The sequence below is a fragment of the Microbacterium sp. 18062 genome, from assembly GCF_902706225.1.
Taxonomy (GTDB): Bacteria; Actinomycetota; Actinomycetes; order Actinomycetales; family Microbacteriaceae; genus Microbacterium.
In genome coordinates, this window is record NZ_CACSKB010000003.1 from 91,939 (window position 1) to 112,056 (window position 20,118).

A 20,118-nucleotide genomic window follows, 5' to 3' on the forward strand; every position below is an offset into this window, starting at 1 on the left:
GATGAGGCGCAACGGCTCTCCCACGCGTCGCATCCGCCGGGGCGAGGGCCTCGCGGGCTGGGTCTTCGTCTCACCCGCGCTCATCGTCCTCGGCCTGTTCCTGCTCGCACCCGTGCTCATGGCCCTGTGGGTGAGCTTCTCGGACTGGAGCGGACGCGGCAGCCCGCTGTCGCCGAACGTGGGATTCGTCGGGCTCGACAACTACGCCGCCGTCTCCACCGACGGCGGGCTCGCCGAGCGCGACTTCGGCATCGCACTGCGCAACAACGCCTGGTACGTGCTGCTCGTCGTGCCCCTGCAGACGGCGCTCGCCCTCACGCTCGCACTCCTGGTCAACCGCGCCGTCCTCCGCGGCCGCGGTCTGTTCCGCACGGCCTTCTACTTTCCCTCGGTCACGAGCTCGGTCGCCATCACGGTGCTCTGGCTGTTCCTGTTCTCGACGTCGGGGGTCATCAACGAGGCCCTGTCGTGGCTCGGGATCGACGGGCCGAACTGGTTCAACGACCCGAACGGCGTCGTGCACGACCTGCTCGGGGCCGTCGGCATCGAGGCCGGACCCGCCGCCCTCACGCAGAGCGGCTTTCTCGGGCTGAGCTGGTGGGACTGGCTCGCCGGCCCGTCGGTCGCGATGAGCGCCTTCGTGCTGATGGCCGTGTTCACGACATCCGGCACCTTCATGCTGCTTTTCCTCGCGGGCCTGCAGAACATCGGCGGCGAGACGCTGGAGGCCGCCGTCATGGACGGCGCAGGCCCCTGGCAGCGCTTCTGGCGCGTGACCCTGCCGCAGCTGAAGCCGACGCTGTTCACCGTGCTCACGCTCGGACTGATCGGATGCTGGCAGGTCTTCGACCAGATCTACACCGGCACCCAGGGCGCTCCGGGCAAGACGACCATGACCCCGGCCTATCTCAGCTATCAGTCGGCGTTCATCTCACAGGAGTGGGGACGAGGAGCCGCGATCGCCTTCATCCTCTTCGCGATCATCGTCTTCTTCACGATCCTGCAGCGGTGGGTGCTGCGCGACCGCCCCGTCTCGCGGCGCCGAGCGCGGCAGTACGCGCTGCCGTCCCCGACGGCGGACGCCGCGCCGAAGGAGGATGCGCGATGACCGCGACCGACCTCTCCCCGGCGAAGCGACACCTCCCACCCCGCACCGTCGCCTGGCAGCTCGCGCTGTACGGGGCGCTGATCGTGCTCGCGCTGATCTACATCTACCCGTTCCTGGTGCAGGTGAGCGCCTCGTTCAAGACCGATGCGAACGCGGCCGCCGACCCGATCTCGCTCGTGCCGGTGCCCTGGACCCTCGCCGCCTACGAACGCCTGTTCCTGCGCTCGGACTTCCCGACCTGGTTCGCCAACTCCGCCGTCGTCACGGTGTTCGTGACGCTCGGCCGCGTGTTCTTCGCGTCGCTCGCCGGCTACGCGCTCGCACGCCTGCGTTTTCGCGGCCGCTCGATCATCTTCGCCGGGCTCGTCGCGGTCATGGCCGTGCCGCAGGTCGTCCTGCTGATCCCGAAGTTCCTCGTGATCAACCAGCTCGGCATCTACGACTCGTACGCGGGCATGATCCTGCCCCTGCTCGTCGACGCGGCGGGCGTGTTCATCATGAAGAACTTCTTCGAGTCGCTGCCCGCGTCCGTCGAGGAACAGGCACGCATCGACGGAGCCGGCACATTCCGGATCTTCTGGTCGATCGCGCTGCCCATGGCCCGGCCCGCACTCATCACCATCGTCATCCTGTCCTTCCAGGGATCGTGGAATGAGCTGAGCCACTTCATCGTCTCGACCCAGGATCCGGCGCTGACGACCCTGACGAAGGGTGTCGCCTCGCTCGCCAGCGGGCAGCTCAGCCAGGGCACGCAGTACCCCCTCAAGCTCGCGGCGGCAGCGATCATGACGATCCCCGTCGCCGTGGTGTTCTTCATCTTCCAGCGCCACATCATGAACGCCAGCGAAGGAGCCGTCAAGGAATGACCCCGCACACGCCACCCGCCCGCCAACCACTGCTCAACGACGCGGTGATCGCCCTGCACGCCCCCACCCAGGTCTGGTCAGGGCGGGCGGGCGACATCGGCGAGGCGGCGATCGACGGCGTCTATCACGGCGACACCCGCCACGTGGGCGCGCTCACGCTCCAGTGCGGAGGATCCGAGGTGGAGTGGATCTCGGTCTCGTCGGACGAGGCCTCGCGCGTCACCTTCGGCGGGCTGCTGCGCGGACTCGACACGCACGGCCCCGACCCACGCGTGCGGCTCGTGCGGGAGCGCATCGTCGGCGACGGCATCGTGCGGGAGCGGTGGACGCTGATCTCGCGCGTCGACCACGAGATCGACACCACCCTCTCCCTCTCGGTCGTGCCGGAGTTCGCCTCACTGCACGACGTCAAGGCGGGAACCGCCCGGGCCCGACCGTTCACCCTCCGCGTCTCGGGAGAGCAGGCGACAGCCGCATCCGGTCCACGCGCGCTCGTGCTCACCGCCCCGGGCGGCGCGGTCGACGCGCTCGGGCCCGACGGCGCATCCGGAGACGCCGCATCCGGGGCCGAGAGCTCATCCGGGCGCGACGTCGTGCGTGCGGTGTGGACGCTGCATGTGCCTCCGCACGGACGCGCACAGGTGGAGTGGACCCTGGAGCTCGCCGACGAGACCCTCGTGGTCACGGGCGCGCGGCAGGCCGCGCCCTGGGACCGCTCCGCGACCGCCCGGCGCGGAGCATCCGTCGCCCCGGCGCTCGGGCGGTGGCTGGACCGGGCGCTCGGCGACCTCGATGCGCTCCGCCTCGCCCTGCCGCAGCAGCCCGCCGACGAGTTCTACGCGGCCGGGGCGCCGTGGTTCTTCACGCTGTTCGGTCGCGACTCGCTCTGGGCGGCGAGGCTCGCGCTGCCCCTCGACGCGGGCCTCGCCGCATCCACCCTGCGCGTGCTGGCGAGGCTGCAGGGCACCGTCGACGACGACGCGACGGCGCAGCAGCCCGGCAAGATCCTGCACGAATTGCGGGCGTCGGCCCTCCAGCTGCCGAGCGAGGGGGTCACGCTTCCGCCTCTCTACTTCGGCAGCGTCGACTCCACCGCACTGTGGGTGTGCCTGCTCGTGGACGCCTGGCGCGGCGGCATGCCGGAGCCGGAGGTGCGGGCGCTCGTGCCGGCGCTGCGAAAGGCGCTGTCGTGGCTCGTGGAGGAGGGCGACGCGGACGGCGACGGGTTCATCGACTACATCGACCGCACCGGGACGGGCCTCGCGAACCAGGGGTGGAAGGACTCCGGGGACTCGGTCCAGTGGCGCGACGGCACGCTCGCCACCGGCCCCATCGCCCTGTGCGAGGTACAGGGCTACGCGTACGAGGCGACGACGGGCGCGGCGGATCTGCTCGAGCATCTCGGCGACGCCGACGCTCCCTCGCGGCTGCGGTCGTGGGCCCGCGCGCTCAGGACCCGGTTCGCCGACGCGTACTGGATCGAGACGCCCGAGGGCCGCTATCCCGCCATCGCGCTCGATCGCGACAAGCGGCCGGTCGACACGCTCACGAGCAACATCGGGCATCTGATCGGCACGGGCATCCTCGACGCGGACGACGAGTCGCGCATCGCGGAGCTGCTGCTGGGCCCGTCCATGTCGAGCGGATACGGCATCCGCACCATGTCGACGGATGCCGCCGGCTACTGGCCGCTCGCCTACCACGGCGGGAGCGTCTGGGCGCACGACACCGCGATCGTCGCACGCGGCATGGCGCGCGCGGGGCTCGGGGAACAGGCCACGCGCGTCGCGGAGGGCCTGCTCGCGGCCGCGGAGGGGTTCGGCGGCCGCATGCCGGAGCTGCACTCGGGCGATCCCCGCTCCGAGACGGCCACGCCTGTGCCGTACCCCGCCGCGTGCCGCCCCCAGGCGTGGTCTGCGGCCGCGGCGATCACCTGCCTCACCGTGCTCGAGCGGGAGTGAGCGCCGCGCGGCGGATGCGGCGACACCGGGGCGAGGCGACGGGTGCGGCGCCCCGTCGCCTCACATGCAGCCGGATCTCACCGGGGGCCTGACCCGGGTGCTGCCCGGTCGCGGGGGTCGTGGCCGGCCGAGAGGATGGTCCGCGCCAGCCCACGCGCGACCTGGAACGGCTGTGGGAAGGTCTCCATGCCGACGGTCACGATCGCGCCCTCGTAGAGGAGCATCATCGAGCGGGCCGTCTGCTCCGGGAGGTCGACGCCGGCCTCCCGGCAGAGCGTCACGAACACGTCGAGCAGCCAGCGCTTCTGACGGGTCGTCTCCGCGAGCACGTCCCCGTCGACACGAGGGCTCTCGGCACGCGCGTTGATGGCGCTGCATCCCTTGGGACTGTTCGCATCGGACCAGGAGATCGCCGCGTCGAACACCGCGAGGATCCGCTCGGGGCCCCGCTCGGGCACGCCCGCGAGCGTCGTCTCCAGATGCGCGCGCCAGCGGGTGTCCCGGTCCTGCAGGTAGGCCAGGACGAGGGCGTCCTTGGAGCCGAAGCGGTCGTAGAGCGTCTTCTTCGTGACACCGGCGGCCTCCGCGATGGCGTCGACGCCGACTGCGTGGATGCCCCGGTCGTAGAAGAGCTCCCCCGCCGCGGCGAGCACCCGGCGCGCGCCCGGTGTGAGCGGAGCGACGGCCGGGGCGGATGCATCGCGAGAAGCGGAGGACATGACTTGATTATACCGATCTGTATACTCGGGGCAATGACTATACCGATCGGTTTACTTTCGCGCCTGGGTCTGCTGCTCACCGCGGCCGCGTTCGTGCTGAGCTGGAGCTCGGGCTTCCTCGCCGCGAAAGCGGTCACCGTGGACGCCGCCGTCCCCACCGTGCTGCTGTGGCGCTTCCTGCCCCTCGCGGTCGCCCTGGTGCTTCTCGTGGTCGTCCTCGCCGCCCGTGAGCGCCGGCGCGACGACAGCACCAGCCGTGGACCCGGCATCCGCGCCCTCTCCCGGCAGGCCGCGATCGGCGTGTTCTCCCAGGTCGGGTACATCCTGCCGATCTATGCCGCCATCGACCTCGGCATCGCCTCAGGCACCACCGCGCTCATCGACGCCGTGCAGCCGCTCGTGATGGCCGCGCTCGTCGGCCCGCTCCTGGGTCAGCGCGTCCGCGGGGCCCAGTGGGCGGGCCTGCTGGCCGGCTCGGCGGGAGTCGCGCTCGTCGTCGGCTCCCAGGCGGTGTCGGCCACGGCTCCCGCCTGGGCCTACGCTCTCCCGGCCGTCGCGATGGCGAGCCTCGTGGCGGGCACCTTCCTGCAGCAGCGAGGTCGCGCACCGATGCCGCCCCTGCTCGCCCTCACCGTGCACGTCTCCGTCGCCGCGGTCGCCTTCGGGGCACTCGCTCTCGCCACCGACACGGCCGCGCCGCCGGCATCCGCAGGCTTCTGGGCGGCGGCGCTCTTCCTCGCCGCCGCACCCACCCTCGCCGCCTACCTCCTGTACTGGTCGCTGCTGGCCCGGATAGGGATCACGGCGCTGGGCGCCCTGCTCTTCCTCGTCGCGCCGGTCACCGCCCTCGGCGGCGCCCTGCTCTTCGGCGAGCCCTTCGGGATCGGCACCGCCCTGGGCTTCGCCCTCTGCGCGGCAGGCGTCGCCGCCGTGCTCCGCCCCGCGGCCTCCGGGCGGGAAGCGCTGGCAGGAACGGCTGCATCCGGTTGCCGAGAGGAGCGTGTACGTTTCGGGCGAGGCGATCGCGATCAGCGGTGCCACCCTGCGGCGCCCGGAGGCGGATATCCTCCCGGTACGACACAAGATCGGGCCACCGGGCCCCTCCGCCGCCGGATCGGAGGAGTTGCGCGCCGTCATCCGCCGACAGCATGAGACACCTCGAAAGCGACGTCGGACCATCGACTCCACCCCGGTCGCGCCCGGACCGCGGCGCTCCTCGCCACCGCTTCGAGGGCCTTCGGGCCGCTCTCCGTCCGGAACGGTGACGCACAACGGCGGGATCGCGCCCGGCAGGGACTCAGCCCTTCAGGCCGCCGCTCAGCACGTCGAGCCGCCAGTAGCGCTGCAGGATGAGGAAGAGGACGATGAGCGGCACGATCGACACGAGTGAACCGGTGATCACGAGCGTGTAGAGCGACGCTGCGCCCGCCCCGCGGTTCAGCAAGGAGAACAGGCCCACCGTCAGCGGGAACATCCCCTCGTTCGAGAGCATGATGTAGGGCAGCATGAAGTTGTTCCAGATCGCGACGAACTGCAGCAGGAACACCGTGATGAGCCCGGGCAGCATCAGCCTCAGCCCCACGCTCCAGAACAGCCGGTACTCGCCCGCGCCGTCGATGCGCCCGGCCTCGAGTATCTCGTCCGGCACCGACCCGGCAGCGAAGATGCGGCACAGGTAGATGGAGAACGGGTTGATGAGCGAGGGCAGCAGGACCGACCAGTAGGTGCCGGTCATGTTCAGGTTCGACAGCAGCAGGTACTGCGGGATGGCCAGCGCGATCTGCGGGATGAGCACACCGGCGAGGATGACCTTGAAGATGCTCTCCCGACCCCGAAAGCGATACTTCGCCAGGGCATAGCCGGCCGCCGCCGAGACGAACACCGACACCAGCGCACCCACCCCGGCGAACAGGACGGTGTTGAGCACCCAGCGCGCGAACACCCCGTCGTTGTAGGCGAACAGCGCCTCGAGGTTGCCCACGAGACCGCCGCTGAAACTGGGGCTGAACGAGAAGGTGCTGAACAGCTCGCCCGGCGTCTTCGTGGACGCGATGGCGATCCACGACACCGGCAGCACGCAGTAGAGCGCACCGAGCACCAGCACGATGGTCGGAACGATTCCCGCCCGGCCCCCGAACCGTGAGCGCTTGGTCCGCGGCGGCTCTCCGGCAGGCGGGAGGGTGCGGGTGAGCAGAGCCATCATTCCTCCCCGCCCTGCAAGCGGCGCGTGACGCGCATCACACCCATCGACACCCCGAAGGTCAGCAGTGCGATGAGCACCGATTCGGCGGCCGCCAGATAGGTGTTGTTGAGCACGAAGGCGTCGGTGTAGATCTTCATCATGGGCATCCAGGAGTTGGTGATCGCGTGGGAGATCGAGCTGAGCGCCGTGGGCTCGTTGTAGACCTGGATCGTCGCGATGAGCGCGAAGATCATCGTCAGCACGAGGGCCGGGGAGATCAACGGGAGCTTGATGCGGAGGGCGATCCGAAGCTCCGACGCCCCGTCGATGCGTGCGGCCTCATAGATCTCGGTGGGGATGGAGCGCAACGCGGTGTACAAGATGATCATGTTGAAGCCGGTGCCGCCCCAGACGGCGATGTTCGCCGTCGAGAACAGCACCGCGCCCGACCCGAGGAAGTCGGGCCCCGGCAGTCCGAGGGCCTCGAACGCCTGATGGATGGGGCTCACGTCGGGCAGGTAGATGAACCCCCACATCAGCGAGGCGATGATGCCCGGCACCGCGTAGGGCAGGAAGATCAGGACGCGCCAGACCGAGCGCAGACGGGTCTTGGCATAGTCGAGCAGCAGTGCGAAGAGCACGGCGAGCACGAACATCACGCCCACGACGACGACGCCGTAGAGGAGCATGCGGCCCATGCCCTCCCAGAACACCGGATCGGTGAGCGCGGTGACGTAGTTGTCGACGCCGACGAACCGTTCCATGCGGGCCCCGAGGAGTCCTCCGCCCGAAGCCGTGTTGGCCCGGAAGCTGAGCCAGACGGAGTAGCCGATCGGAATAAGCATGAAGGCTGCGAGCAGCACCAGGGCCGGGGCGAGCAGCACATACGCCGTGCGCCCGCCCCGATTCCCCTTCATCCGTGTGGACATCATCCGGCGACCGGGTAGCCCTGTCCCTCGAGATCACGACGGCTGGAGTCCTGGATACCGGGGAGGGTGTCGGCGAGACTCGTGCCCTGTTCGATCGCGGCGGAGAAGGCGTCCTGCATGGTCGAGAACGTGAAGTTCACATTCGGCGACCATTGGAAGCCCCGGGCGTTGGCGGCCGCCTCTCCCGCCAGCTGCCAGAAGTCGGTCTGGCCCTCGAGGATGGCCGGCGAGGTGGTGGTGGCGGCGTACTCCTGGCCGGCGGTGGCCGCGGGGTAGAGGCCCGCGACGTCGACGAGCGCCTTCAGCCCCTCGGGATCGGTGTAGAGCCAGGTGAGGAACTGCTCGGCCTCGGCGCTGTGGGTCGAGGATGCGGCGACCGCCGATGACGAACCGCCCCAGTATCCCGTGACCTCGTCGCCCTCGTCCCACTGGGGAAGCGGCACGGCGCGCCAGTCGCCCGCCGTGTCGGGGGCGATGCCCTCGATGACGCCGGCACCCCACACCGGTGCGATCCAGGCGAGGATGTCACCGGCCGCCATCGCCGAGTTCCACTCGGCGGAGTAGGTGGGCGAGGTGCTGAGGAGTCCCTCGGAGAGCAGATCTCCCCAGTATCCGGCGACCTTCTCGGTCGGGGCGTCGTCAATGCCGACGACCCAGGAGTCGTTCTCGGTCGTCCACCACTCGGCGCCGGCCTGCTGCGACAGACCGGCGAACCAGCCGGGGTAGGTCGCATCGAACGACGAGACGTAGCTGGAGGCGTCGGCGTCGTGGATCTGCTCAGCGGCGACGGCGAACTGCTCCCAGGTGGCGGGCACGTCGAGGCCGAGCTCTTCGAAACGGTCGGCGCGGACATACATCATCAGCGGCCCGATGTCGCCGGGGATGGCGTAGGCGCTGCCGCCGAAGCTCACCTGGTCCCACGCGCTCTCGGCCATATCGTCGACGAGCGGTGCCGTGGCGTCGCTGATGTCGGCCACGATCTCGTTGGAGATGAGGATGGGCAGTGATTGGTACTCCACCTGCATCATGTCGGGCAGGTTGTCCGCCTTGGCTGCGGTGACGATGCGTGTGACGAGGTCGTCGCCCTCCGCGAGCCGGTCGACGGTGACCTGGATGTCGGGGTTCTCCTCGTTCCAGACGTCGACCACCGCCTCGATGTTCGTCATCCAGGTCCAGTAGCTCAGGCTCACCGGGCCGGAACCGGAGGAGTCGGATCCGTCTGCCGAGCATCCGCTCACCAGCAGGGCGGATGCGGCAAGGCTCGCGGCGGCGACGAGCGTCCTTCGGCGCACCGCGACGGTGCGGCGCTTCCCGGGTGTCTTCATGGGTTCCTCTTTCATCGGTGGGTCGGGGTCACGGGGGATCGGTCAGGGGAGGCCCGGGGTCTCCGGTGCGGCAGCGCCGGCTCCGGCATAGCGCAGCCCGTATCCGCACCGGAAGAGCGGCGAGACCGTGTCGAACGGCACATCGGTGCGGCTCTCGACGATCGCGGCCATCGAGCCCGGCAGGTCGAAGGGCAGCCGGCCTTCGGGGGCCGCCTCGCCGAACAGCACCGGCACGAGCGCCGCGTGGGAGACGCCGAAGTCGGCGAGAACGGCGGATGCGACCTCGGCGAGCGGGCCGAGCACGGGCGGACGATCCATGTAGACCACCAGCACGACCGGAAGGCGGTCGGCGAGCGCCCGCACCCTCTCGACGGTGTCGGTCGGGAACTCCAGCGAACCGGTGTGGAATCCGGCGGCGAGACCGTCGCGAACGTCGAAGGGGGTCTGCAGACGCAGCACGGCGACATCGGCGTCCTCGGGCGAGGCGACCACGGTGGCGCAACCGTCGAGGGCCTCCGCGGGGAGCCCCTCCGCGTAGACGGCGATGCCCGATGCGAGCGGCAGCACCGGGACGCCCGGGCCCGGAGCGTGCGTCCTGGCCGATGCGTGCGTGTCGGCACGCGCATCCGGGGCCTCGTTCTTCAGCAGGGTGAGCGAGCGGCGCTGGGCGTCGAGCCCGGCCTCGACGAACTCCGGCGAGCCCACCACGCGGTCGGCGTGCGCCGGGTCGAGGTAGGGGCGATCGAACAGGCCCAGCACGAACTTCTCCCGCAGGATGCGACGCACCGACAGGTCGATGCGGGCCTCGCTGACCCGTCCCTGCGCGACCAGATCGAGGACGAGGTCGGTGCGGTACTCACCGCCGAACTGGTCGGCGCCGGCGTCCAGCACCTTGAGCACCCGCTCCTCCTCGGTGAGGTGCTCGACGCCCCACGCACGCGCAGAGGTCTCGTCGCCCACGGCGAGGTGGTCGGTGATGAGGCTCCAGTCGGTGCAGACGATGCCCTCGAAACCGAGGCGCTCACGCAGGATGCCGGTGATCACCGAGCGGTTGAAGCCGAAGCCGACCTCCTCGTAGTCGGTGCCGACGGGCATCCCGTAGTAGGGCATCACCTGGGAGGCTCCGGCTTCGAGCGCGGCGACGAAGGGCTTCAGGTGCGTCTCGAAGGCGCCGCCCGGGTATACCTGCTCGCGGCCGTACGGGAAGTGCGGGTCCTGTCCGTCGAGCTGCGGCCCTCCACCGGGGAAGTGCTTGATCATGGCCGCGACCGAGTCGTCACCGAGACGGTCGCCCTGCAGCCCCCGCACGTACGCCCGGGCGAATCGGCTGACGAGGTCGACGTCCTCGCCGAAAGTGGTGAAGATGCGCGGCCATCGGTACTCGGTCGCCAGATCGAGCTGCGGGTGCAGCGCGACTGTGAGGCCGACCGCCCGGTACTCCTGACGGACGACGTCGGCGAAATGCTCCACGAGGGCCTCGTCGCCGATGGCGGCGAGCCCCAGGGTCTCGGGCCACTGCGAGAAGAAACCGGCGGGCGACTCGCTCTCCGGGTTGCCGGTGAGGGCGTTCCGCGGGTCGGTGGCGACCGGATGGCGGGTGTCGGTCGAGAAGGTGACCGGGATGCCCAGGGGGCGTTCGAGCGCGACCCGCTGCACCGCGTTGTGCCACTCGACGAACTCCCGCGGGGTCGCCGTGCTGCCGAGCAACCCGTAGTGGGTGATGTGCTGGTCGAGCAGTGTGCTGCGCAGCGGCGGCAGCCCGAACTCGATGTTGCCGACATCGATCGGCTCGAGGGTGCCCATGGGGTGGAAGAGCTGGCCGGCCTTCTCGGCGAGCGAGAGCCGGCCGAGCAGGTCGTCGACGCGTCTGTCGATCGCGATCGTGCGGTCCTGGTAGGGAAATCGGGTGGCGGATGTCATCGGTCTCCAGCTGATGCGAGGTCGGTGGGTTCGGCGGGGCCGCCGGATGCCGGTGCGAGCACCATCGCGGCGAGCGGGTCGAGCTGCAGCACGCGGTCGGCGTCGAGAACGAGGGGGCGGCCGGTGAGCAGATCTCTCGCGAGGCCGGCACGAGCCGGATCGTCGCCCGCGACTTGTCGGGCGAGCAACCGGGCCAGCGCAGGAGGCTCGGATGCGGCGAGATCGACGGCGACGGCCGCCTCGGTGTGGTTGATCACGAAGACGGCGTCGCCCCGAGCCACGACCTCGACGCCGGCCGGCAGGGACGTGGTCGCCACCCCGGCCGCCCTCAGTGCGGCTGCGAGCACGTCCGTGAGCGGATTCGCGTCGCCGGAGGCGTCGGCGTCGAGACGAGCTCCGGCATCGGCATCGAGCACGGTGCCGACGTACCAGGCCTGGCCGGCTCCGTACCGGTGACGCGCGACCGCGACGCATCCCACGAGCGGACCCGACGCATAGGTGGCGAGCGTCTCGGCGCCGTCGCCGCGCGTGCGCTCGCCGAGAACGGTGCCACGCGCGATCGTCGCGCGTGGCGAGGCGACGTCGCCCGGGCCGTCCGGAGCGGCGCACAGGTCGACGGCGAAGCGCACGGGCGCGCCCTCGTCCGGCAGCGGCACCCATTCCTCCGCCGACACTCCGAGCACGTGACGCAGCAGCACGGGAGCGCGGCCCTGCCAGAGTGCGCCGAGCCGGTCCACGACCCCGCAGAACGGGCCCCACACGAGCGCGCCGCCGGCGGCCACGAAGTCTTCGATCGCGATCGCCTGGTTCTCGTCGAGCGCGTGTGCGCTCGGCACGACGACGGCCCGATAGCGTTCGAGGTCGCGTTGATCGAAGATCAGGTCGACCGTGACACCGAGGCTCCACAGCGCGCGATGCCAGGTCCGCAGGGTGTCGAACGGGTCGAGCCGGTCGGTCGGCATGGCCTGCTGGGTACCGGCCCACCACGACGTCCAGTTCCACAGCAGGGCCACCCCTGAACGCTCGACGGGCGTTCCCGCCACCTCGCGCAGCCGGCGCAACTCACTCCCGAGCGCCTTGACACCCCGGTGCACCGCCGTGTCGGGTCCGGCTGCCGGGAGCATCGCCGAGTGGAATCGCTCCGGCCCGGTGCGCGCCTGGCGCCACTGGAAGAAGCAGGCGGCGTCGCAGCCGTGCGCCACCGCCTGCAGCGCCTCGGTGCGAAGTCGCGCGGGCGACTTCGTGACGTTGTGGGGACGCCAGCTCACCGCGCTCGTGGCCTGCTCCATCCGCATCCATGAGCCCCCGTTCGCCAAGCCGCGCATGAGGTGATTGGTGAGTGCGGCGTCGCTCGGCGCGTGAGGGTCGGCGGGGTCGGGGTAGGCGTCGTCGGCGATGACGTCGAGGTCGTCGACCCAGCTCGCATAGTCGACGCCCGCGAAGAAGCCCATGAGGTTCGTGGTGACCGGACGAACGGCGTCGTACCGTCGGATGGCGTCCCGCTGCTCGCGGTAGAGATCGAGCAGGGCGTCGGAGCCGAATCTCCGGAAGTCGAGGTCGTGCGCCGGATTGCGATGGTAGGGCATCGCTCGCGGCGGGAGGATCTCGCTCCACTCGCCGTAGCGCTGACCCCAGACGTCCGTGCCCCAGGCCGAGTTGACGGCATCGAGCGAGCCGTAGGCGGTTCGGAGCCAGTCGCGGAACGCCTCGGCCGAGCGGTCGCAGTAGCACCGCTCGCCGTACTCGTTGCCCGCGTGCCAGAGGCGCACGGCCGGATGCGTCGCATAGCGCTCCGCGAGCCGCTCGGCGATCGTTCGTGCGGCGTCGCGGTACTCCGGCGCGGAGGGGCAGAAGTGGCTGCGGGCTCCGTATCCGAGCGTCACCCCCTCCGCGGTGACGGGGAGGGTCGCAGGATGGCGGTGGCCGAGCCACGGTGGCGGCGACGCGACCGGCGTCGCGAGGTCGACGGCGATGCCGGCATCGGCCAGGAGACCCAGAACCTCGTCGAGCCAGGCGAAGTCGAATCGGCCGGGTCGCGGTTCGAGTCTGCTCCAGCTGAAGACGCCCACCGTCACGAGGGAGACGCCCGCCTCGGTCATGAGCCGCACGTCGTCCCGCCAGACGTCGGGGCTCCACTGCTCGGGGTTGTAGTCGCCGCCATAGGCGATGCCGAGCTCCCGACCGAGCGAGCGGAGATCGCGCACCATCCTTGATCCTTCCTCGCATCATCGAAGCGCTTCGACGCAACGTGGGCAACTGTACATGCGGGCTGCGTGATTGTCCACCTCACCTGGCACACTGATCTCTGCCCCCTAGGCGACCTCGGCGTCGCCGCGCCCATCCCCATCACGGCAGCGAAGAACGGAGCACTCGTGGCAACGATCGCCGATGTAGCACGGGTCGCGGGCGTCTCGCTGTCCACGGTGAGCTACGCACTCTCGGGCAAGCGACCGATCTCGCCCGAGACGCGTCGACGCATCCAGGGCGCCATCGCCGAGCTCGACTACCGCCCGCACGCGGGTGCGCGGGCGCTCGCCTCTGCACAGACGCGCACCATCGGACTCATGGCACCCCTGCGCACCGGCGTCGATCTCAACGTCGTCATGCAGTTCGTCTCGGGCATCGCCGCCGCGGCCCACTCCTATGAGTACGACGTGCTCCTCGTCACCCACGGCGACGAGTCGGATGTCGCCCGGGTGACCTCGGGATCCATGGTGGATGCGCTGGTGGTCATGGACGTGGAGGCCGACGACCCCCGCCTCAGGCAGCTGCGCCGCCTGAAGCAGCCCGTCGTGCTCATCGGCCTGCCCGGCGACACCGAGGGACTCTCGTGCGTCGACTTCGATTTCGGGCGCGCGGGGACCCTCGGCGCCCAGCACCTCATCGATCTCGGTCACCGCGACATCGCATTGCTGGGAGCTCCCCCCGAGGTCCTCGAGCGCCACACCTCCTACGCCGAACGCATGAACTCGGCCTTCGCACAGGTGGCCGCGGCCGCGGATGTCGGCTATCGAGAGCTCTCGGTGCCGAGCTCGGTGACCGGCGCCCAGACGGCCGTGGCCGAGCTGCTCGGTCCCGCGGCCGGCGTGACGGGCGTTCTGGTGCACAACGAGATCGCCCTCCCCCACATCGTGGCGGGTCTCACGGCGGCCGGGCGCAGCATCCCCGACGACGTCTCGGTCATTGCGGTCGGACCGGAGAACGTCGCCTTGTCGCTCCCTCGACCGCTCACCAGCATCGACCTGCCGGCCGAGCGCATCGGCCGCATCGCGGTGGAGATGGTGATCGCCCAGCTCGACGACGGGGGCAAGTCGTCGGAGGTGCGACTTCTCGGGCCCGCCCTCACCGACCGCGGCACCACGGCCGCACCTCGCCCGGCCTGAGTCCGGCGGCCTGACTTGCCCCCGCACCATCCGCGCCCTACCATCAATCGAAGCGCTTCGACGTACGGTCCGCGCCGAAGGGGATGGGTGTGAAGTTCACCGACGGATTCTGGGTCATGCGGCCGGGCGTCGTGGCCGGCTACGCGCAAGAGGCCTACGACATCGATCAGCGCGGCGACGCGCTCGTCATCACGGCGCCCACCGCCCGGATCCGGGGCCGCGGCGACACGCTCAACCAGCCGCTGCTCACCGTGACGCTCGGCTCTCCGCTCGAAGGCGTGGTCCGGGTGCGGATCGAGCACCACACCGGCGGCCGTCCGTCGTCCGGGTTCCGCCTCCCCGGTGCTCGCGACGGCGTGGGCACGATCGCCTTCGCCGACGCCGCCGCGACGCCCGGCGGCGCTACCCTCACCACCGGGTCCCTCACCGCCCGTATCGTCGCCGGCGCGCCGTGGCGTCTCGACTTCGAACACGATGGCCGCCGCCTCACCGGCTCCGGCCACAAGTCCGTGGGCTACATCACGCTGGCCGGCGGCGCGTCGGTCAGCGCAGAGCCCGCCGGTGTCGCCGGCTATACGGGCACAGGACTCGCCCCCGCGACGCACTACGTGCACGAACAGCTCGACCTCGAGGTGGGAGAGACGATCTACGGCCTGGGCGAGCGCTTCGGCCCACTCGTGAAGAACGGGCAGTCCGTCGACATCTGGAACGCGGATGGCGGGACGAGCTCCGAGCTGTCGTACAAGAACATCCCGTTCTACCTCTCGAGCCGTGGCTACGGGGTGTTCGTCAACCATCCCGAGCACGTCTCGTTCGAGATCGGGTCGGAGGCGGTCGAGCGCGTGCAGTTCTCGACCGCCGGCGAGGCGCTCGAGTACTTCGTGATCGACGGGCCGACGCCGCAGGACGTGCTCGAGCGCTACACGGCGCTGACCGGGCGCCCACCCAGGGTGCCGGCGTGGTCGTTCGGCCTGTGGCTGTCGACGTCGTTCACCACCGACTATGACGAGGCCACCCTCACGACGTTCGTTGACGGCATGGCCGAGCGCGGCATCCCGCTCTCGGTGTTCCATTTCGACTGCTTCTGGATGCGCGAGTTCAATTGGACCGACGGCATCTGGGATGACCGGGTCTTTCCCCAGCCCGAGCAGATGCTCGCGCGTCTGCACGACAAGGGCCTTCGCGTCTCCGTCTGGCTGAACCCGTACATCGCCCAGCGCGGGGCGCTGTTCGACGAGGCAAGGAGGCAGGGCTTCCTGGTCGCGCGCGCCGACGGATCGGTGTGGCAGTGGGACTGGTGGCAGGCAGGCATGGCGCTGGTCGACTTCACGAACCCGGACGCACGACGCTGGTTTCAAGACCTCGTCCGTCGCCTGCTGCGGCAGGGCGTCGACGCTATCAAGACGGACTTCGGCGAGCGCATCCCCCTCGACGTGGTGTGGCACGACGGCTCCGCGCCCGAGACGATGCACAACCTCTACGCCCAGCTCTACAACGAGGCGGTGTTCGAGGTGCTTCGTGAGGAGCGCGGGGAGGGCGAGGCCGTGCTGTTCGCGCGCTCGGCGACCGCCGGCGGTCAGGCGATGCCCGTGCACTGGGGTGGCGACAACTACGCCTCGTTCCGCTCGATGGCCGAGAGCCTGCGCGGCGGCCTCTCGCTCGCAGCGTCGGGCTTCGGCTATTGGAGTCACGACATCGGGGGCTTCGAGGGGACTCCGGACCCGGCGGTGTTCAAGCGGTGGGTGGCCTTCGGGCTGCTGTCGTCCCATTCGAGACTGCACGGATCGACCTCCTACCGAGTGCCCTGGGAGTTCGACGACGAGGCGGTCGACGTCACTCGCCGTTTCACCGAGCTGAAGCTGTCGCTCATGCCCTATCTCTATGCGACCGCCGCCCGGACGTCCGATCGGGGCGTGCCGATGATGCGGCCGATGTTCCTCGCCTTCCCCGGCGACCCGGCGGTCGCCTACCTCGACCGTCAGTTCATGCTCGGAGAAGACATCCTGGTGGCGCCCGTCTTCACCGAGTCGGGAGAAGTGACCTTCTACCTCCCCGAGGGGACCTGGACGTCGTTGCTCAGCGACGAGCGGGTGCAGGGGGGACGGTGGGTCACCGAGACGCACGGGTTCGACAGCCTGCCGCTCTATGTGCGGCCCGGTGCCGTGATCCCGCGGGGCACGCGCGCCGACCGGGCGGACTACGACTTCCGGGCCGAGGTCGAGCTCCACGTCTATCCGGGTCGCGTGCGCGACGACGTCCTCCGCCTGACCGGGCCGGACGGCTCCTCCGAGCTCATCACCGTGACGACGGACACCTCCTCGGCTGCGGTGACCGCCACGCGCACCGACGGCACCCCGGTTCCCGTGCGGATGGTCTGAATCGCCGGGACGGAGGTGTAACGCTTCGGGGCGCCTTGGACATGAACCAGGTGTTCAGCCCAGGATGGAGCACCCATGAAGACCATGTCCGATGCCGATCTTCTCGACGCGCTGCGCACCGCGGATCCCGCGGGGACGATCGCGCTGACCGCCGCCGACGCGGCCGCGGCGACCCGACGCGCCCGCCCGTCCCGTCTGCCGCGACGCCGTTGGGGGATCTGGGCGACCGCGCTCACCGCGGTCGTCGTCGTGGGGGTGCCGGTCGCTGCCGTCGCCACCGGATTCGCCGCCCGCACAGGCTGGTTCGGGTCTCCGAACCCCGGGGACGACCGAGGGAGCTCTGTCAGCACCGAGTCGGACGACACGGAGTGGCTGGATCTCGGCGCCGACGATCTGCCGGAGGTCGTCGCCTCGCTCTACCCCGAATGGCTGCCCCTGGCACCGGGCGTCACCCGCGACACGCTCACCACGCGCGTCACCGACGTGATGGCGCAGACGGATGGACTCGCTCAGGAGACCCTCGTCCGCAAGACCTACGAGCTCGAGGCCTACCGCGACTGGATCGGCGCATGGATCACCGCCCACGACAACGGCGATGCGACCGGACAGGCGACGGCCGCGACGGTCCTCGATGACGCGGCGGACTGGCCCGCGACGGTCGACACGGACGGGGGTGGCGTCGCCGACGGCATACGCGCCTTCGCGCGGCGAATCGCCACGGGAGACGCCGACGCCGCCCAAGCCCTCGCGCAGATCGAGAACGCGCCGGGGTGGGACGGCATCGACCGATCCGAGTTGGCGACCGAGATCCTCCGCGAGGCTCTGGGAGCACAGGAGTGAGCCTCGGGAACGCCGTCACCGACGGCGTCTCCGCACCGGCCGCCAGCATCGCCGCCGCTCGGGACGCGCACACAGAAGGCGACGCCGACCGCGCTTTCGAGGCCGCGGTCGCTCCCCTCGTTCCGCTCCTCCTGCGCTACTTCGCTCGCAGAGTGACACCCAGCGACGACGCGGCGGACTGCACCTCCGAGACGCTCCTCGCACTGTGGCGCCACCGATCACGACTTCCGCACTCCGACGACGAGCGCCGCGCGTGGGCCTACGGCATCGCGCGCAGAGTCCTGGCCAATCACCGCCGGGGGCGCGCACGCCGTGCTGCCGCCGACGATGCTCTTCGCGCGGCCGCTGCGATCCCGATCGCGCCGATCCCCGACGAGGCGTTCACGGCCGCGGAGGCCCTCAAGCTCCTCTCCTCCCGCGACCAGGAGCTCATCCGTCTCGTCATCTGGGAACAGCTCTCCGTCGCCGCCGCAGCGCGATCCCTCGGCATCCGCCCGGGAACAGCAAGAACCCGCTACTCCCGCGCCCTCGCCCGGCTCCGCGGGACCTACGAGACGCTCGATCAGGCTTGAGGGTCACCGAGCCGCACGCGACGAACGACATAGGGGCCCCGCCCGACGGACTGCTCTGCACGGGGTTCCGGCCGCTGACCCGAAGGTCTCACAACCGCGACCGCCCCGCATCCGTGTCTCGCTTGTGCAGGTCGGTCGGGGTCTTCCGCTGCACAAGTGAGACATCGAGTCGAGGGCGCGGGCCGTTCCGGGGGTCGGTGTCTCACTTGAGCAGGGCTTCGGCGTGATCCGGATGCACAAGTGAGACACGCGACGGATGCAGCTGACCCGAAAGTCTCCCTCTCCGGTCCCTGAACGAGGAGCGAAGCTCGGTATCCGAAGGCGGGCGATCTCGGGGGGCTTCGCCATGTTCTCCGTGCCCCGTCAGGCACTCCGGGCGAGGAGAAGTCCGGCTCACCTGTCGCATCCGGTCGCCGAGACCGGCAGGATGCGACAGGTGAGCCGCCGAGAGTGTCAGGCCGGCTTCGCGAGAACCTGAGGATCCCCCTCGGGGACTTTCGGGGCCTTTCGCCTCAGTTCCCCTCCGCGACGCGCCAGCCACCGTCCATGATGATGCCGCCGAGGTCGACCGACACGGCCGTCTCGCTCACGGCTCCGCAGATGCAGCCTCCGGACGGCATGGCGTCCGGGCTCGTGACGAAGATGCCGAACAGAACGCCGCCGTGGTCCTGTCTCACCTGGATGCTGCTCGGCTCCAGCGGCACCTCGAGAAGGGCCGCGACGACGGACTGCTCAGTCGGCCGATTCACCCCACGGCTCTTCCCGGAGGCCTCAGTGCATCCGCATCCGTCGACGATTCTCGCCGCGCGCGAGCGTTCGGGCCAGCCCGACGATGGCGGTGACCGCCAACGCGGTGACGCTGGCGAAGAGCGCGACTCGCGCGAGGCGCAGATCCACGACGGTCGCGTGAAGAGCGAAGGCGACGCTCGCCGCAAGCAGAAGAGCCGCCACGGACAGGACGACCACGACGACGACGCCACGGGGGGAACGAATCATGAGGACTCCTATGTCCACGGTGATCCAGGAAAGAACGCTGGTTTCGTGAGCATAGCGCCCGTGGGCCGAGTGTCGAGCACGCCGCGCGAAAGAACCTCGGCCGCGCGTTCCCGCCGGTGGCTCGACGGCGCTCCGCACGGCGGGGAGAATCCCGGCGCCGCGGCTTGTCCCTCCACCTGCGTGGACGGGCTGAGACACTGATCCCATGACACCCCGCATCCGGGCCTACTCCGCCGCTCAGGTGCGCGCAGCCGAGAAGCCGCTGCTGGATGCAGGCGTCCCCCTCATGCGGCAGGCCTCTGCGGCACTGGCGACCGAGCTGCGCCGACGTCTCGAATCCCTCAGCGACGACGCGGGGCGTCCCGCACGTGTGCTGCTGCTGATCGGTGCCGGCGACAACGGCGGCGACGCGCTCTACGCCGGAGCGGAGCTCGCACGCGACGGCGCGGACGTACGGCTGCTGCAGGTCGGCAGCCGACGGCACGAGGCCGGTTGGGCGGCCGCTGTGGCGGCCGGCGCGCGCCCGGTGCCGGCTGTCGACGCGAACACGGAGGCAGTGCGCGCCGACGTGATCGTCGACGGCATCCTGGGCACCGGCACCTCATCCGACCCGGCGCTGCGCGGCACCGCGCGATCCGTGGTCGCCGCAATCCTGCCGGCGCTCGGACGACGTCCGCGACCGCTCGTGGTCGCCGTCGACCTGCCCAGCGGCATCGCGCCCGACGACGGCGGCGTGTCCGACCCGACCGTGCTGCCGGCAGACGTGACGGTGACGTTCGGCGCGCTCAAAGCAGGGCTGCTGCTCCCTCCCGCCGCCGAGCTCGCCGGCGACATCGTGCTCGTCGATCTCGGACTCTCGTTCGAGGGCGTCGATCCCCTCATCGATCGGGGCGACTCGGAGAGCGCCTGACGGCGCCGACGCCCACGCCTGCAGACACC

The 20,118-nt window shown here is 70.4% G+C and carries 17 protein-coding genes; 9 read left to right on the forward strand and 8 right to left on the reverse strand.

Annotated features, from left to right (window positions below; translation table 11 throughout):
- The first annotated feature begins 1 nt into the window (after position 1).
- Genes GVL03_RS02240 through GVL03_RS02250 form a run of 3 tightly spaced genes read left to right on the forward strand, consistent with a single transcriptional unit; the run spans position 2 to position 3,935 of the window.
- Positions 2 to 1,108 carry a carbohydrate ABC transporter permease gene (locus GVL03_RS02240; protein WP_159499142.1) on the forward strand — a complete coding sequence of 369 codons (1,107 nt, stop codon included), beginning with the start codon at positions 2 to 4 and terminating at the stop codon, positions 1,106 to 1,108.
- A complete protein-coding gene (locus tag GVL03_RS02245) occupies positions 1,105 to 1,974 on the forward strand; it encodes a carbohydrate ABC transporter permease (RefSeq protein WP_159499070.1) in 870 nt (289 codons plus the stop codon). The genes GVL03_RS02240 and GVL03_RS02245 overlap by 4 nt, the downstream gene beginning before the upstream one ends.
- A complete protein-coding gene (locus GVL03_RS02250) occupies positions 1,971 to 3,935 on the forward strand; it encodes a glycogen debranching N-terminal domain-containing protein (protein WP_159499072.1) in 1,965 nt (654 codons plus the stop codon). The genes GVL03_RS02245 and GVL03_RS02250 overlap by 4 nt, the downstream gene beginning before the upstream one ends.
- 77 nt (positions 3,936 to 4,012) lie before the next feature.
- Here the strand turns inward: GVL03_RS02250 and GVL03_RS02255 are convergent, their stop codons facing one another.
- Positions 4,013 to 4,654, reverse strand: coding sequence for a TetR/AcrR family transcriptional regulator (locus GVL03_RS02255; RefSeq protein WP_159499074.1), 642 nt, complete (start codon positions 4,652 to 4,654; stop codon positions 4,013 to 4,015).
- A gap of 33 nt (positions 4,655 to 4,687) precedes the next feature.
- On the opposite strand from GVL03_RS02255, the gene GVL03_RS02260 reads away from it, so the two are divergent.
- Positions 4,688 to 5,806 carry a DMT family transporter gene (locus tag GVL03_RS02260; RefSeq protein WP_159499076.1) on the forward strand — a complete coding sequence of 373 codons (1,119 nt, stop codon included), beginning with the start codon at positions 4,688 to 4,690 and terminating at the stop codon, positions 5,804 to 5,806.
- 145 nt (positions 5,807 to 5,951) lie between these two features.
- Here GVL03_RS02260 and GVL03_RS02265 read toward each other — a convergent pair whose 3' ends face one another.
- The 5 genes from GVL03_RS02265 to GVL03_RS02285 are packed head-to-tail and all read right to left on the reverse strand — an operon-like array spanning position 5,952 to position 13,217.
- Positions 5,952 to 6,854, reverse strand: coding sequence for a carbohydrate ABC transporter permease (locus tag GVL03_RS02265; RefSeq protein WP_235037982.1), 903 nt, complete (start codon positions 6,852 to 6,854; stop codon positions 5,952 to 5,954).
- The gene (locus tag GVL03_RS02270; RefSeq protein WP_200847026.1) at positions 6,854 to 7,753 is read right to left on the reverse strand and encodes a carbohydrate ABC transporter permease; all 900 of its coding nucleotides are present in this window, start codon (positions 7,751 to 7,753) and stop codon (positions 6,854 to 6,856) included. The genes GVL03_RS02265 and GVL03_RS02270 overlap by 1 nt, the downstream gene beginning before the upstream one ends.
- An 11-nt stretch (positions 7,754 to 7,764) precedes the next feature.
- The gene (locus GVL03_RS02275; RefSeq protein WP_159499082.1) at positions 7,765 to 9,090 is read right to left on the reverse strand and encodes an ABC transporter substrate-binding protein; all 1,326 of its coding nucleotides are present in this window, start codon (positions 9,088 to 9,090) and stop codon (positions 7,765 to 7,767) included.
- 42 nt (positions 9,091 to 9,132) lie between these two features.
- Entirely contained in the window at positions 9,133 to 11,010 is a 1,878-nt protein-coding gene (locus GVL03_RS02280) for a glycoside hydrolase family 3 protein (RefSeq protein WP_159499084.1), read from the reverse strand.
- The gene (locus GVL03_RS02285) at positions 11,007 to 13,217 is read right to left on the reverse strand and encodes a beta-galactosidase (protein ID WP_159499086.1); all 2,211 of its coding nucleotides are present in this window, start codon (positions 13,215 to 13,217) and stop codon (positions 11,007 to 11,009) included. The genes GVL03_RS02280 and GVL03_RS02285 overlap by 4 nt, the downstream gene beginning before the upstream one ends.
- A 165-nt stretch (positions 13,218 to 13,382) precedes the next feature.
- Here GVL03_RS02285 and GVL03_RS02290 point away from each other — a divergent pair, with 165 nt between their 5' ends.
- The 4 genes from GVL03_RS02290 (at position 13,383) to GVL03_RS02305 (ending at position 18,183) form a co-directional block, all read left to right on the forward strand.
- Positions 13,383 to 14,393: a LacI family DNA-binding transcriptional regulator gene (locus tag GVL03_RS02290; protein WP_159499088.1), complete on the forward strand. Its 1,011-nt coding sequence runs from the start codon at positions 13,383 to 13,385 to the stop codon at positions 14,391 to 14,393.
- 89 nt (positions 14,394 to 14,482) lie between these two features.
- Positions 14,483 to 16,771: an alpha-xylosidase gene (gene yicI / locus GVL03_RS02295; RefSeq protein ID WP_159499090.1), complete on the forward strand. Its 2,289-nt coding sequence runs from the start codon at positions 14,483 to 14,485 to the stop codon at positions 16,769 to 16,771.
- Positions 16,772 to 16,846: 75 nt separating this feature from the next.
- Complete coding sequence (locus tag GVL03_RS02300) at positions 16,847 to 17,611, forward strand: hypothetical protein (protein ID WP_159499092.1); 765 nt, start codon at positions 16,847 to 16,849, stop codon at positions 17,609 to 17,611.
- The gene (locus GVL03_RS02305) at positions 17,608 to 18,183 is read left to right on the forward strand and encodes an RNA polymerase sigma factor (RefSeq protein WP_159499094.1); all 576 of its coding nucleotides are present in this window, start codon (positions 17,608 to 17,610) and stop codon (positions 18,181 to 18,183) included. Before GVL03_RS02300 ends, GVL03_RS02305 begins: the two co-directional genes overlap by 4 nt.
- Before the next feature lie 512 nt (positions 18,184 to 18,695).
- On the opposite strand, the gene GVL03_RS02310 is transcribed toward GVL03_RS02305, so the two are convergent.
- Positions 18,696 to 18,932: a hypothetical protein gene (locus GVL03_RS02310; protein WP_159499096.1), complete on the reverse strand. Its 237-nt coding sequence runs from the start codon at positions 18,930 to 18,932 to the stop codon at positions 18,696 to 18,698.
- A 22-nt stretch (positions 18,933 to 18,954) separates the two neighbouring features.
- Positions 18,955 to 19,179, reverse strand: a complete 225-nt coding sequence (locus tag GVL03_RS02315) for a hypothetical protein (protein ID WP_159499098.1) — start codon at positions 19,177 to 19,179, stop codon at positions 18,955 to 18,957.
- Positions 19,180 to 19,384: 205 nt separating this feature from the next.
- On the opposite strand from GVL03_RS02315, the gene GVL03_RS02320 reads away from it, so the two are divergent.
- Positions 19,385 to 20,089 (forward strand): NAD(P)H-hydrate epimerase, encoded by a 705-nt coding sequence (locus tag GVL03_RS02320; protein WP_159499100.1) that lies wholly within the window; start codon positions 19,385 to 19,387, stop codon positions 20,087 to 20,089.
- The last annotated feature ends 29 nt before the right edge of the window (positions 20,090 to 20,118 follow it).

What these genes read in the sequence shown, in the direction of transcription:
- GVL03_RS02240 (WP_159499142.1), top strand. Translation starts at nt 2, where the DNA reads ATGAGGCGCAACGGCTCTCCCACGCGTCGCATCCGCCGGGGCGAGGGC.
- GVL03_RS02245 (WP_159499070.1), top strand. Translation starts at nt 1,105, where the DNA reads ATGACCGCGACCGACCTCTCCCCGGCGAAGCGACACCTCCCACCCCGC.
- GVL03_RS02250 (WP_159499072.1), top strand. Translation starts at nt 1,971, where the DNA reads ATGACCCCGCACACGCCACCCGCCCGCCAACCACTGCTCAACGACGCG.
- GVL03_RS02255 (WP_159499074.1), bottom strand. Translation starts at nt 4,654, where the DNA reads ATGTCCTCCGCTTCTCGCGATGCATCCGCCCCGGCCGTCGCTCCGCTC.
- GVL03_RS02260 (WP_159499076.1), top strand. Translation starts at nt 4,688, where the DNA reads ATGACTATACCGATCGGTTTACTTTCGCGCCTGGGTCTGCTGCTCACC.
- GVL03_RS02265 (WP_235037982.1), bottom strand. Translation starts at nt 6,854, where the DNA reads ATGGCTCTGCTCACCCGCACCCTCCCGCCTGCCGGAGAGCCGCCGCGG.
- GVL03_RS02270 (WP_200847026.1), bottom strand. Translation starts at nt 7,753, where the DNA reads ATGAAGGGGAATCGGGGCGGGCGCACGGCGTATGTGCTGCTCGCCCCG.
- GVL03_RS02275 (WP_159499082.1), bottom strand. Translation starts at nt 9,090, where the DNA reads ATGAAGACACCCGGGAAGCGCCGCACCGTCGCGGTGCGCCGAAGGACG.
- GVL03_RS02280 (WP_159499084.1), bottom strand. Translation starts at nt 11,010, where the DNA reads ATGACATCCGCCACCCGATTTCCCTACCAGGACCGCACGATCGCGATC.
- GVL03_RS02285 (WP_159499086.1), bottom strand. Translation starts at nt 13,217, where the DNA reads ATGGTGCGCGATCTCCGCTCGCTCGGTCGGGAGCTCGGCATCGCCTAT.
- GVL03_RS02300 (WP_159499092.1), top strand. Translation starts at nt 16,847, where the DNA reads ATGAAGACCATGTCCGATGCCGATCTTCTCGACGCGCTGCGCACCGCG.
- GVL03_RS02315 (WP_159499098.1), bottom strand. Translation starts at nt 19,179, where the DNA reads ATGATTCGTTCCCCCCGTGGCGTCGTCGTCGTGGTCGTCCTGTCCGTG.
- GVL03_RS02320 (WP_159499100.1), top strand. Translation starts at nt 19,385, where the DNA reads ATGACACCCCGCATCCGGGCCTACTCCGCCGCTCAGGTGCGCGCAGCC.